The sequence below is a fragment of the Paenibacillus sp. FSL R7-0210 genome (assembly GCF_038009085.1).
Lineage (GTDB): Bacteria > Bacillota > Bacilli > Paenibacillales > Paenibacillaceae > Paenibacillus_AQ > Paenibacillus_AQ silagei.
The window spans coordinates 5,933,251-5,945,949 of sequence record NZ_JBBPAR010000001.1 but is presented as its reverse complement, the minus strand read 5'-3'; the positions used below and the strand labels follow the sequence as shown (position 1 = coordinate 5,945,949).

General features: G+C 55.5%; 11 protein-coding genes. 9 read left to right on the top strand and 2 right to left on the bottom strand.

From position 1 onward, the window contains the following. Nucleotides 1-32: 32 nt before the first annotated feature. Complete coding sequence (locus MKY64_RS25080; RefSeq protein ID WP_209877347.1) at nt 33-335, bottom strand: hypothetical protein; 303 nt, start codon at nt 333-335, stop codon at nt 33-35. Between the two features lie 72 nt (nt 336-407). On the opposite strand from MKY64_RS25080, the gene MKY64_RS25075 reads away from it, so the two are divergent. Further along, nucleotides 408-605, top strand: a complete 198-nt coding sequence (locus MKY64_RS25075; protein ID WP_036732721.1) for a YwbE family protein — start codon at nt 408-410, stop codon at nt 603-605. Here the strand turns inward: MKY64_RS25075 and MKY64_RS25070 are convergent. Then, nucleotides 592-1,407, bottom strand: a complete 816-nt coding sequence (locus MKY64_RS25070; RefSeq protein ID WP_340956484.1) for an HNH endonuclease — start codon at nt 1,405-1,407, stop codon at nt 592-594. The two genes, MKY64_RS25075 and MKY64_RS25070, sit on opposite strands and share 14 nt — an antisense overlap. A 307-nt stretch (nt 1,408-1,714) precedes the next feature. Between MKY64_RS25070 and MKY64_RS25065 the strand changes: the two genes are divergently transcribed. From MKY64_RS25065 to MKY64_RS25030, 8 genes are all read left to right on the top strand, one after another. Further along, complete coding sequence (locus MKY64_RS25065) at nt 1,715-2,197, top strand: hypothetical protein (protein WP_340956483.1); 483 nt, start codon at nt 1,715-1,717, stop codon at nt 2,195-2,197. A gap of 52 nt (nt 2,198-2,249) precedes the next feature. Next, entirely contained in the window at nt 2,250-3,263 is a 1,014-nt protein-coding gene (locus tag MKY64_RS25060) for a LacI family DNA-binding transcriptional regulator (RefSeq protein ID WP_340956482.1), read from the top strand. A 109-nt stretch (nt 3,264-3,372) separates the two neighbouring features. After that, nucleotides 3,373-4,716 carry a glycoside hydrolase family 30 protein gene (locus MKY64_RS25055; RefSeq protein ID WP_340956481.1) on the top strand — a complete coding sequence of 448 codons (1,344 nt, stop codon included), beginning with the start codon at nt 3,373-3,375 and terminating at the stop codon, nt 4,714-4,716. A gap of 43 nt (nt 4,717-4,759) precedes the next feature. Next, on the top strand, nt 4,760-7,987 hold the full coding sequence (locus tag MKY64_RS25050; RefSeq protein ID WP_340956479.1) for a cellobiose phosphorylase: 3,228 nt from the start codon (nt 4,760-4,762) through the stop codon (nt 7,985-7,987). A gap of 158 nt (nt 7,988-8,145) precedes the next feature. Continuing rightward, on the top strand, nt 8,146-8,811 hold the full coding sequence (locus MKY64_RS25045; protein WP_340956477.1) for a hypothetical protein: 666 nt from the start codon (nt 8,146-8,148) through the stop codon (nt 8,809-8,811). A gap of 197 nt (nt 8,812-9,008) precedes the next feature. Next, nucleotides 9,009-9,962 carry an ABC transporter permease gene (locus MKY64_RS25040; protein ID WP_051478710.1) on the top strand — a complete coding sequence of 318 codons (954 nt, stop codon included), beginning with the start codon at nt 9,009-9,011 and terminating at the stop codon, nt 9,960-9,962. Nucleotides 9,963-9,980: 18 nt separating this feature from the next. Next, nucleotides 9,981-10,871, top strand: a complete 891-nt coding sequence (locus tag MKY64_RS25035; RefSeq protein ID WP_036732706.1) for a carbohydrate ABC transporter permease — start codon at nt 9,981-9,983, stop codon at nt 10,869-10,871. Between the two features lie 98 nt (nt 10,872-10,969). Beyond that, nucleotides 10,970-12,670 (top strand): extracellular solute-binding protein, encoded by a 1,701-nt coding sequence (locus MKY64_RS25030; protein ID WP_036732697.1) that lies wholly within the window; start codon nt 10,970-10,972, stop codon nt 12,668-12,670. The last annotated feature ends 29 nt before the right edge of the window (nt 12,671-12,699 follow it).

The window sequence follows — 12,699 nt, the reverse complement described above, 5'->3', positions numbered from 1 at the left end:
CGGTCACAGGCGCTCTTGCAGTCTGCCGTTCATCAGAGCATACGGAAGCGTTCCAGGTGCTCCCATAAGCCCTCCTGCCGGAGGATCTCCGCCTGCTTCGGGCCCATGAGGTCGAAGTGGGGGAACGGCTGGCGGTTATGGATATACCGCGCCGGGAGACCGTGCTTCCTGCACCACTCCCGCAGGCGGGGCAGATCGCTGCAGCCCACCTTGGTGACTGTTGTGATCTCAGGGTAGCGTTTATCGATCCAGTAATGGGTCAGGAACGCAATCTCCCCTGCGGAGACGGCCTGTTTCCAGCGGGTTAATTCCGCCCGGTTGATTCCAAAAGCCATGGCTGTTCATCCTTATCTGTAAGAGAAAGTAGACGATATATAACGCAAATATTAACGGAAGGAGAGTGTATTATGAACGGACAAGTAAGAGCGGATATCCGCCCTGGCATTCAGGTAGATATCGTACTGAAGCAGGATCAGGCGACCGGCAAGCTCACGCACGGCACAGTCAAAGACATCCTGACCAACTCGCCCCGCCATCCGCACGGGATCAAGGTGCGGCTCTCGGACGGCCAGGTTGGACGGGTCAAGAACATTACCGGCTCATGAATTGCTCCACTAACTGGTCAGCCTTCGTCTGATTGCATAAATTGCAGGCACAGACGCAGTTATCCGGCGTAGTATGCCCGCCTTTGGCGCGGGGGAGCAGATGATCGATGGTATCCCCGTATTGGCCGCAGAAATAACAGGTATAGTTGTCCCTCGTCAAAATATAGGCGCGGAAGTCCTTATTGCTGTACAAGCGGCGGATCGTACGCCGGTTCACGACGATGGCCGCATGCTCCTTGACCAGTGTCACGGCAAGCTCAAGGTCGATCTCCTGATGCCAGCGGCGGCCCTTATCGCTGTGCCCGCGCATGAGAATCATGCCCTTGGCCGAAGGAATCAGGGCAGAGGCATCCTGCGGATCGGGCTTCGGCCCGCGCTGCTGCGGAAGGCTGCGCCCGGTCTCGGCGGCATGCCGGGGACGCGCCTTGCCCTTATGGCCGGCCGTGCCCGCGCTGCCTCTGGCGTCCCGGGCACGTTCCGGCCGTGAGGCTGGACGGGGCTGGGCCATGGGCGGCTTTGCCTTCTCGGGCGCAGCTGCCTTGGAGATAGAGACCGGCCCCTTGTCCCGCTTGAGGGGACCGGCCGGTCCGGCCTGGCGCTCCGGCAGGGCAGGGGCTACGCTTGCCCGCACTGGCGGCAAGGAAGCCTCGGCCTCGCGGAGCTTGCGGCATTCCCGGCACGCTCCGCGCCGGGACACGCCTTTGGCGCGCTTGCCTGTGCGCCGGCGGAATTCAGCGAGCGGCTTAAGCTGATGGCAGTACGCGCATTTTTTGGATGGAGGTAGAGTTGTAATCTCAGTCATAAGTGTACTTGGCAGAAGCAGCCTTAAGCCGCAACCGTCCAATCCCTTCTGTATTGTGAATGATAAATGCATCTGCTTGCATGCGTCCGCTTTAATGTCAGGAGTTGTCCTAATTGATACTAGTATAGCGTAAACCGCAGACATTCACACAGCAGGCACATCATGCAAATTTTCCGGAGTGTGATTTCTTTCCCGGCAATCTTGAGGAGAAATCTGTAAAATCTCAATAAAGCATAGGCGCTAACCAGAAATAGCCCTAATCCGTAGCCGGAAAATAGGTGCCTGAAATGGGGAATGAGGAATGAGGATGAACGCTGCTAAAAAAACGCCAGGTGCTGTTAGGGTGCTGCTGGTACTTCAAGGGTTTTTGGGCTTGGGGGCCATCGCAGGCGGGCTGGCGCTGCTAACTGATCCCAGCGGGGAATTGCTCGGCATGCCGGCCTCTGCAATGGTACGAATGCCCTTTCACAGCTTTGCCGTCCCTGGGCTGCTGCTGTTGTTCGTATTCGGCGTGCTCCCGCTGCTCGTGCTGTATGGTCTCTGGAAGCAGCCGCAGTGGGCTTGGAGCTACGCCTTGACACCGTTTAAGGAGCGGCATGCGGCCTGGAGCTTTTCGCTCTATATCGGCTTCGGCCAGATTATCTGGATTATGGTGCAGACCTACATGTGGAACATGGTCAGCTTGATTCATGTGTTCTATATGTCACTTGGAATGATGATTCAGATCTTGACGTTGCTGCCTGGGGTCCAAAGATATTTTATGCTGGACGGCCGTGCCGAAAGAAGTTAGAATGTCAGTGAACATAAAAGGGCTTTCATTGAGCTGCGGGAGTGAACCGGAAATGACCACGATATACGATATTGCCAAAAGGACCGGCTACTCACCAACCACAGTGTCCAAGGCGTTCAATAACTATTCCGATGTGCGGGAGAAGACACGTGAGGAGATTCTGCGTACCGCCCGGGAGATGGGGTATCTTCCCAATGCGCATGCACGTACACTGACGACCAAGAAATCCTGGACCATCGGTGTGCTGTTTGTGGAGAATACGGGGGCGGGAATCCGCCATCCTTTTTTCAGCGCAGTGATTGAGAGCTTCAAGCAGGTTGCCGTAGCCAAGGGCTATGCCCTCATGTTCATCTCGAAGGATGTAGGCGGCAAGCAGAGCGGATATCTGGAGAACTGCCGGATTCGCGGCGTCGACGGGGTGGTAGTGTTCCTCTCTGATTATGATGACCCGTATTTCCGGGAGCTGCTGGAGAGTGATATTCCGACCGTGGTGCTCGATTTCGAGACGGAGCTGTCGCATACAGTCTGCTCGGATAACATGACGGGTGCGCTGCAGGCCGTGGAGTATCTGGTCAGTCTTGGACACCGCCGGATTGCCCATATCTCGGGAGGCGGGAACACCTATCCGGGACAGCAGCGGGAGCTGGGGTACAGAACGGCGATGGAGCAGCAGGGACTTGAGGTACCGGATGAATATGTGGCCGAGGGAGCCTTCTACGCGCTGGAGAATGGTTATGGTGCAATGAAGCGTCTGCTGGCGTTGCCGCAGCGGCCGACGGCTGTTTTTGCTTCGGGTGACTTGCTGGCCCTGGGTGCGGTAATGGCGGCTAAGGATCAGGGGCTTGCGGTGCCGGAGGATGTCTCGGTGATGGGCTATGACGACATTGAGCTTGCCGGATACGTTACGCCTGCGCTGACCACTGTACGCCAGAATACTGAAATGTTGGGGACCCGGGCGGCGGAGCTGCTGCTGGCATCTATGAACGGTCCAGGTACGGCTCAGGAAGCACTTGTGCTGCCTGTGGAGATTATTGTGAGGGATTCCTGCGCACCGCCGCGCATGTGATGAAGGTGCGTACATTCAGGAATACCTTTTTTTTCGGCAAAATCGAAACCGGTTTCGATTTCTTTCGTCCTTGGTTTCGCCTAGCAAAAATAATAAAGGAGTGATAGACATGACAACCGTTCAAACCGTAGTCACCGCCAAAGATACAGGAGATCGCCTGAGTCGCAAGGATGGCATTCAGTTTAGCGCAGAGGGCGCAGCGGCAAAAGCAGATATCGTGCTGCACCCGGAGCAGGCGTTCCAGACCATTATTGGTTTTGGCGGCGCATTCACAGAAGCAGCGGCGTATACCTTGTCCCGGATGAGTCCAGCGAAGCGTACAGAGGTCATCCGGCGGTACTTTGACCCGGTAGACGGGCTGAATTACAGTATGGGCCGTGTGCATATCCATAGCTGCGACTTCGCACTCGGTAATTATACGTATGTGGAGGATGGGGATACGGAGCTTAAGACCTTCGATATCGCGCGTGACCATAAGTGGGTGCTGCCGCTGATTAAGGATGCCATGGAGGTCCGGGGCGGACCGTTCACCATGCTGGCCTCCCCGTGGAGCCCTCCCGCCTGGATGAAGACGAACGGGGAGATGAACAACGGCGGCTCGCTGAAGCCGGAGTATGCGCCGGTCTGGGCGCGGTATTATACCAAATTCATCGAGGCCTACCGCAAGGAAGGCGTTCCGGTCTGGGCTGTCTCAGTGCAGAATGAGCCGGCAGCGGTGCAGACCTGGGATTCCTGTGTGTACAGTGCTGAGGAAGAGCGTGATTTTGTCAAAAACCATCTCGGACCCGTGATGCACGAAGCCGGAATGGGCGATGTGAACATCGTGATCTGGGATCATAACCGCGACATTATGGTCGAGCGCGTGACCCCGATTCTGTCGGACCCGGAAGCTGCACAGTATGTCTGGGGGACCGGTATCCACTGGTATGGCGGCGAGGAGTTCGGCAACGTGGAGCAGGTGCATGAGCTTTTCCCGGATAAGCATGTGCTGTTCACCGAGGGCTGTCAGGAGGGCGGCGTGCGTCTGGGCGAATGGTTCACGGGTGAGCGCTACGGCCGCAATATGATCGGCGATCTGAATGCCTGGACCGAAGGTTACCTGGACTGGAATCTGGTGCTGGATGAGACGGGCGGGCCGAACCATGTGGGCAATCTCTGCGATGCTCCGGTGATCGCGGATACGGCTACTGACGAGGTCCACTACAACAGCTCGTATTACTACATCGGGCATTTCAGCAAATTCATCGCCCCGGGTGCGGTGCGGATCGGGCTTGAATCGGCAGCAGCAGATGTGCTGTCGGCTGCGTTCCGCAATCCGGACGGCAGTCTCGCTGTGGTGCTGATGAACGAAGGCGGGCAAGCACGTACGCTGACGCTGGGACTGGGCGCTGAGACCGCCGAATGCACGCTGCCTGCGCACTCTATCGCGACACATCTGATTACGCAGGGGTAGGCCTGCACTGCAAGCATTCATTGATATTTTAGGAGGAGTAAATATGAGCCGTTATACTTTTGACTCAGGAAAATTTGTGATCAAGCAGTTCCATGAAGGCAAGCCGTTCGCCAGCTTCCTGCCGGGCCTTGCCGGACTGAAGGGGATACCGATGTGGACATTCTATGTGAACCGCGGCCAAGGGATTAGCAGCTTCGGCGTGCGGGACAAAAACTCGCCGATCATGGAGTTCTCGCCGGCCAATATCTCCTACAAGAATGTAACATCGACCGGCTTCCGCACCTTCATCAAGCTGAAGGGGAACGCAGAGATCTATGAACCGTTCCAGTCGGCCCGCCCGGACCAGGCAGCCCAGCGGATCATGACCATTCTGCCGAACGGACTGACCATTGAGGAATCGCATGCCGGACATGGCCTGAAGACCACAGTCCACTATTTCAACCTTCCGGGGGATGATTATGCCGCGCTGGTCCGTCAGGTGGAGATTCAGAATATCGGCGGAGTTGAACTTGCGCTTGAACTGCTGGACGGTCTGCCGGAGGTGCTTCCGTTCGGAGTGGCGAACGGAGGCTATAAGGAGATGGGGAACCTTCTCCGCAGCTGGATGGATGTGTTCAACCTTGAGCACGGGATTCCGTTCTACAAGCTGCGCTCCGGCACGAATGACGATGCCGAAATCGGCAAGATCGAGAGCGGGCATTTCTATCTCTCCTCCACGGCGGAAGGAGAGCTGCTCCGCCCGCTTGTAGATTATGAAGTGATCTTTGGCGGAAATACGTCACTGACCTATCCTGACCGCTTCGCGGCGCTTCCGCTGGCCGAGCTGCTGGCACAGGCGCAGTATCCGGTCAACAAGGTGCCGTGCGGATTTAGCGGCACTGCCCGGACGCTTGCCCCCGGGGCTTCGCTGAAGCTGAACACCATCATCGGGCATGTAAATGATATTGCCCGGATTAATGAACGGACGGCGGAGCTGTGCCGTGAGGAGTATTTTGCCGCCAAGTCCCTTGAAGCTGCCGCACTGACCGAGGAGTTAACTGCGGATATCGCCACCCGGACGTCCTCGCCGATCTTTGACGCGTATTGCCGCCAGTCCTATCTCGACAATTTCCTGCGCGGGGGATATCCGTTTATCTTTGACAATGGGGAAGAGGGCTTCGTGGTCCATCTCTACTCCCGCAAGCATGGCGATATGGAACGGGATTATAACTTCTTCTCGCTGGCCCCCGAATATTATTCGCAGGGGAACGGGAATTTCCGCGATATGAACCAGAACCGCCGCAACGACGTCTTTTTCCATCCCAAGGTGGGCAGCTTCAATATCAAAATGTTCTATAGCCTGATTCAGGCAGACGGCTACAACCCGCTCAGTGTACAGGGCACCAGCTTCGAGATTCTGCCGGGTGCGGAGGAGCAGCTTAAGGCATGGCTGACCGGGGCGCTTGCAGAGCAGCATGCGGGACTTACTCAGCTCCTGGCCGGACGCTTCACCGCAGGCAGTCTGATTAACTATATTGCCGATCAGCAGATCGTGTTAACCCTAAGTGAGCAGGAATTCCTCAGCGGGGTGCTTGCGTTGTCGCAGCAGAACATTGAAGCCGCCTTCGGCGAGGGGTTCTGGTCGGATCACTGGACGTATAACCTGGACCTGGTGGAAGGCTATCTGGATATTTATCCTGAGCGCCTTGGAGAGCTGCTGTTCGGGGATGAGACGTATGCGTTCTACGACTCTCCGGCCTATGTCCTGCCGCGCAGCGAGAAGTACGTGATCAGCGGCGGCAAGGTGCGGCAGTTCGGAGCTCTGCTGGAGGATGAGGAGAAGCTGCATAAGCTGAAGCGCAAGGCATCCGGTACCGAGTGGCTGCGCACACAAGGCGGGCACGGGGAGATCTACCGGACCAGTCTGTTTGTGAAAATGCTGTCGCTCGCCCTGAACAAATTCGCCACGCTTGATCCATACGGTATGGGTGTGGAGATGGAGGCGAACAAGCCGGGCTGGAACGATGCGATGAACGGACTGCCGGGCCTGATGGGCTCGGGCATGAGCGAGACACTGGAGCTGAAACGGATGCTGGTCTTCATGGTGGAAGCGCTGGAGAACAGTGCCGGGCTTCCTTCCACAGTGGCTCTTCCATCGGAGATTGCGGCGCTGCTCACACAGGTAGGCCAGGCTGTAACGGAAGTGCTGGACGGTTCGCTGGCTGAGTTCCCGTATTGGGACCGTGTGGCCGCAGCGCGTGAGGCATACCGGGCGTCCGTTCGGTTCGGGATCACGGGCGAGACCGGCGAAGTCTCCCTTGAAGTGATCCGCGGAATGCTGGAGCAGTGGCTGCACAAAGTGGATCAGGGGATTGCGCGTGCGGTAGACATGGGCGGCGGACTGGTGCCAACCTATTTCCGTTTCGAGGCTACGCGCTTCCGGCCGGTCACGGATGCTGCCGGCGAGCCGGTCATCAGCGGCTATGGACTGCCGAAGGCAGTCGTAGAAGAATTCGAGGCTTCGGCGCTGCCGTATTTCCTGGAAGGCCCAACCCGCTGGCTGAAGACACTGGAGGATCAGCAGACCGCCAAGGCTATCTACAGCAAGGTGAAGCGGAGCGGGCTGTTCGATCCGGTCACCTCGATGTACCGGACTTCGGTATCACTGGAGGAAGAGGGGCATGAGATCGGACGCATCCGGGCGTTCACCGCAGGCTGGCAGGAGCGGGAATCGAACTTCCTGCACATGTCCTATAAATACTTGCTTGAGCTGCTGAAGGCGGGACTGTATGAAGAATTCTACAGTGAGCTGAGAACGTCGCTGATCCCGTTCCTTGATCCTGAGGTATACGGACGCAGCACGCTGGAGAATTCGTCGTTCATCTCCACCGGCGGCAACCCCGACCCTGCCACACATGGCAGAGGGTTCGTGGCCCGGCTGAGCGGATCCACGGCCGAGTTCCTGAGCATGTGGAGAACGATGATGGCAGGCAGCAGCCTGTTCGCTACCCGGGATGGCGAATTAACGCTGGCGCTGCATCCGGCTCTTCCCGGCTGGCTGTTCGACGAGCAGGGAGAGGTCTCCTTCAAGCTGCTGGGCAGCACGGAAGTGACGTATGTGAATCCGCGTCATGCGGATACCTTCGGCGACAGCAAGGCAGTTATTCAGACGCTGGCACTGACCTTCCGGGACGGTATGGAGCGCGTGATTACCGGCGGCTTGCTGCGCGGCGCAGATGCCGAAGCCTTGCGGCGCGGGGAGATTGCCGCGATCCGTGCGGTAATGGAATAACGGGCATAGATAGTAATGGGGAGGAGGTCCTTAGGGGCCTCCTTTCTGATGTATAAGAAGTCTGGATTGAATGCGAAATACAGAATACAATGGCTGATGTGAAGTTGCTTATAATAATGGGTATACATCTGTTAACAGGAGAGGGGCAGGATGAAGGAATGAGCGAGCTTAAGATCGGACTGATTGAGAAATACTCCATGATTATTCCCGCCGCTGAACGGGAGACGTGGGAGGCTAAAGGCTGGACGGAAGAAAGTTCGTTCAGGGACTTCCACTATGAAGCGGAGGAAGGCGAGGCGATGATGACCGCCAGACCCCGGACGATGACAGAGATGGACAAGGACGCGCTGCTGGGCAGCAGGGCAGTGGGATTCTCTACCCATCTGGGAACCTATGGCATGGGAGGTCCCGGGTTCTTCGGACTGCTGCTGGAGAAGGAAGGCGTTAGACAGTATCTCGTATATGCCGTCTGGGCATCGGGCCAATATATTCTGCTGGACGGCAGAGTGATTGAATGCCACCTGAATTATAACAAGAGCCACCGGCCGTGGATATCCAGCTGGGCAGGGGAGCCTGAGGAAGAGCAATGGGATGAGCTGACGGCAAAAGTAACGGGGAGCGTGGTGTCCGCTGTCTGTCTGACCGATGAGGAGCTGCGGCTTGAGCTGACGCAGGAGGGGGCGCGATCCCAGCTTGTTTTCTACAAATACCATCAGGATCTGCCCCCGCTGGGAAACGGCCAGCCCCGCAAGCCTGCCTTTGAGGACGGCGTGATCGGTGACTATCTTGTTTTGTCGGAGGAGCATGCGGTTCTGCATGTGTAAGAGGCTCGGCTTGGGGAGCCCAGAAGAATACTCCAAGCCGAAATATGAGCCCCTAAATACGAAATATGAGGCCTTTTACCGTATACCTAAAACGCATACAATACTTACATAGAGATGAAAACGCTTCACATAAACAGATAGGTATCCTGGAGGTCCACACGATGGAGAACAAACGAAATACCAAGCAGGACCCGGTCATGGGTCCGCTCATTCCGGCGTCAATCGAAACCGGTTCAGGTCGGAAACATTCACTCTGGAGGAAATTTGTAGCCCAGCGGCATTTGCAGACGATGGCCCTGCTTGGCGTAGCCTGGATGATTGTATTCAACTACATTCCAATCTATGGCCTGATTATTTCCTTCAAGGAGTACAACATCGTCAAATCGATTGCCGAAGCCCCCTGGGTGGGCCTGCAGCATTTCAGGGAATTATTCGACGACGACGAGTTGCCCAATGTTATACGCAATACGCTGGGAATCAGTCTGATCAAGCTGATTATCGGATTCCCGCTGCCGATTATCTTCGCTTTATTTCTTAATGAGGTCCGTTCCCTCCGGTATAAGAAGGCGATTCAGACGATCTCCTATCTGCCGCATTTCCTCTCCTGGGTCGTGCTTGGCGGGATTCTGGCCACCTGGCTGGCCGATGTGGGGATTATCAATAGTATCCTGATGGCGCTGCACCTCATTGACCAGCCGATTACGTATCTGGCCGAGCCAAGCTACTTCTGGACCATTATCATTAGCTCCGACATCTGGAAAGAGCTGGGATGGTCAGCCATTATCTATCTGGCGGCGATCGCCGGTGTCTCTCCGGAGATGTATGAGGCGGCGACGATTGACGGAGCCGGGCGGTTCCAGAAAATGTGGTTCGTTACGCTGCCGTCCGTCCGGGGCACGATCAGCATTCTGTTCATTCTCGCGGTCAGCGGAGTGCTGAGCTCCAACTTCGACCAGATTCTGGTGCTGCGCAACTCGCTGAATGAAAGTGCTTCTAACGTCATTGACTATTATATTTATCAGACAGGTATTGTCTCTAACCGCTTCTCCTACTCTGCGGCGGTCACTCTGGTTAAGGCGGTCATTGCACTGATTCTGCTGCTGATTGCTAACCAGGTATCCAAAAAAATCAACGACACGTCGCTGTTCTAGAACAAGGAGGATCTATCTATGTTTGCACTCAAACGCAGAACCAAAGGCGAAGTCATCTTCGACATCATCAATAATCTGGTCATGCTCTGCGTCTGCTTCCTGACGCTCTATCCGATCTGGTATGTGCTGGTCAACGCCTTCAATGACGGCAATGACGCCATGCTGGGCGGAATCTACTGGTGGCCGCGCATCATCACACTGAAGAACTTCGAGGCGGTCTTCGCAAGTCCGGGCATTATGCTGGCGATGGCCATTACCGTAGCCAAGACAGTAGTCGGTGTTGCCGTGCATGTATTCTTCACAGCAATGGTCGCGTATGCTCTATCCCGCAGGGATCTGGTGGGCGGCAAAATCTACATTCTGATCGGTACGGTCACCCTGTTCTTCAACGGCGGGCTAATCCCGACCTTCCTGCTGAACCGCGACCTGCATCTGCTGGATAACTTCCTGGTCTATATCATCCCGGTGATGTTCAGCTTCTTCGACCTCATTATCTTCATGACCTTCTTCCGGGAAATTCCGGATGGTCTGGATGAAGCGGCGCGGATTGACGGGGCCAACGACTGGTCGATTCTGCTGCGGATTGTGCTGCCGGTCTCCATGCCGGTCATTGCCACCATCGCCCTGTTCCACGGAGTCTACCAGTGGAATGATTATTTTACAGGCATTATCTACATCAACAACGTGGATCTTCAGCCGATTCAGACCTATCTGTTCCGGGTCGTGGCCCAATCCAGCTCCAATACCATGATGACCGCTGTCCAGGGCAGCGCGGCCACAAGAACGGTCACCTCACAGTCGATCAAGCTGGCCACCATGGTCGTGACCACACTGCCAATCGTATTCGTCTATCCGTTCCTGCAGCGTTATTTCGTCAAAGGTATGATGATTGGTTCGATTAAGGGCTAAGTATCTGCAAGCCACAGGTAACTCCTCCAACGCCCGGGTGTCTGAAGGGCTACGGGGTTGAGCTTATAAATATTATGATCTAGAAAAGGGGTAAACAAATGGGCATGAAACATAAGCCGAAGAAAACGGTCCTGCTGATGTTGGGACTCATGCTGGCCTTATCTGCAACGGGCTGTGGTAACAGCAATAATGCTTCATCCGGAAACAAGGCGAATGACAAGCCGGCGAACACGGAGGCTACGGCGGCACCTGCAACAGACGCTGCAACTCCGGCACCTGCGGCTTCGGCCGATGAACCGGGCTGGAAGAGCGATACTTCACCGATTACCTTTGACTGGTATCTGAACTTTGCCTGGTTCCCGAATAAATGGGGTGTAGACCCTACTTCCCAATATGTGACCAAGAAGACCGGCGTTAACCTTAACTTCATCGTGCCTGCAGGCAATGAGAACGAGAAGCTGAACACGCTGATTGCTTCCGGCAAGCTGCCGGATTTCATTACCCTTGGGTTCTGGGAAGATGCGATCAAAAAAATGATTGAAGGCGATCTGGTTCTTCCGCTGAACAAGCTGGCCGATGAATATGACCCGTACTTCTACAAAGTATCGGATAAGGATAAGCTCGGCTGGTACACTCAGCCGGACGGCAATGTCTACGGGTATCCGAACTCCTCGTCCTCCCCGGCTGATTATAAGCAATATGGCGACGCCTATGTATCCAACCAGACCTTTGCGGTTCGCAAGGATATCTATGAAGCGATCGGCAGCCCGGATATGCGTACTCCTGAAGGTTTCCTCGCCGCGCTGAAGGCTGCGAAGGAGAAATTCCCTGAGGTGAACGGCCAGCCGCTGATCCCGCTGGGGCTGCATGAGTTTAAAGAGACCGGCAACGACTCGCTGGAAGGCTACATTCAGAACTTCCTGAACATTCCTTGGGAAAAGGACGGCAAGGTCTATGACCGTGAGACGGATCCGGAGTATGTCCGCTGGATGAAAACGCTCCGTCAGGCCAACCAGGACGGGCTCTTGGCCAAGGATATCTTCATTGACAAGCGTGCGCAGATGGAAGAGAAGATCGTACAAGGGCGCTACTTCGCCATGCTGTATCAGCGCACAGACTTCGCTTCCCAGCTCGGTACGATTTTCCAGAAGAACCCTGAGCAGGTGTACATTGCAGTTGACGGACCGGCCAACACCAAGATGGACCCTCCGGCCCTGGACGGCCCCGGAATCTCAGGCTGGACGGTGACCCTGATCTCCAAGAACGTGAAGGATAAAGCGCGTGCGATTAAATTCCTCAGCTATCTGAACAGTGAAGAAGGCCAAAAGGATCTTTTCCTGGGTGAAAAAGGGGTCAGCTATGATACAATTGACGGCAAGGACCAATTCCTGCCTGAAGCGCTGAAGCTGATGAACAGTGACCGCGGAGCCTTTGATAAGCAATACGGTTCATCCTTCACCTTCTGGATGATGCAGAACACCAATATTACCGAACAATGGAAGCCGGAATCTGTGGAGCCTTACAAGCAACTGGAAGACTGGACAAAGGGCAAATCCGTCAATACCTCTGAATTCCAATTGATTGACCCTACCGGCAACTCGCCGGAAGGCATTATCGCTACCAAACTGAAGGAACTGCGCGGTAAAACACTGCCGAAACTGCTGATGGCGGATTCCGATGCAGACTTCGATAAGATCTGGAGCGATTATCTCGCCAAGAAAGAAAAGGACGGCCAGGCGACCTTCGATGCCTACCGCCAGACGAAATATGAAGAGAACAAAAAGAAACTCGGAATGTAAGTTTTTAAATATAAGACCCATTGGCCCGC

Excerpts from the sequence above, each read along its gene's own strand:
- MKY64_RS25080 (WP_209877347.1), bottom strand. The coding sequence starts at position 335 with ATGGCTTTTGGAATCAACCGGGCGGAATTAACCCGCTGGAAACAGGCC.
- MKY64_RS25050 (WP_340956479.1), top strand. The coding sequence starts at position 4,760 with ATGAGCCGTTATACTTTTGACTCAGGAAAATTTGTGATCAAGCAGTTC.
- MKY64_RS25035 (WP_036732706.1), top strand. The coding sequence starts at position 9,981 with ATGTTTGCACTCAAACGCAGAACCAAAGGCGAAGTCATCTTCGACATC.
- MKY64_RS25030 (WP_036732697.1), top strand. The coding sequence starts at position 10,970 with ATGGGCATGAAACATAAGCCGAAGAAAACGGTCCTGCTGATGTTGGGA.
- MKY64_RS25045 (WP_340956477.1), top strand. The coding sequence starts at position 8,146 with ATGAGCGAGCTTAAGATCGGACTGATTGAGAAATACTCCATGATTATT.
- MKY64_RS25060 (WP_340956482.1), top strand. The coding sequence starts at position 2,250 with ATGACCACGATATACGATATTGCCAAAAGGACCGGCTACTCACCAACC.
- MKY64_RS25040 (WP_051478710.1), top strand. The coding sequence starts at position 9,009 with ATGGGTCCGCTCATTCCGGCGTCAATCGAAACCGGTTCAGGTCGGAAA.
- MKY64_RS25075 (WP_036732721.1), top strand. The coding sequence starts at position 408 with ATGAACGGACAAGTAAGAGCGGATATCCGCCCTGGCATTCAGGTAGAT.
- MKY64_RS25070 (WP_340956484.1), bottom strand. The coding sequence starts at position 1,407 with ATGACTGAGATTACAACTCTACCTCCATCCAAAAAATGCGCGTACTGC.
- MKY64_RS25055 (WP_340956481.1), top strand. The coding sequence starts at position 3,373 with ATGACAACCGTTCAAACCGTAGTCACCGCCAAAGATACAGGAGATCGC.
- MKY64_RS25065 (WP_340956483.1), top strand. The coding sequence starts at position 1,715 with ATGAACGCTGCTAAAAAAACGCCAGGTGCTGTTAGGGTGCTGCTGGTA.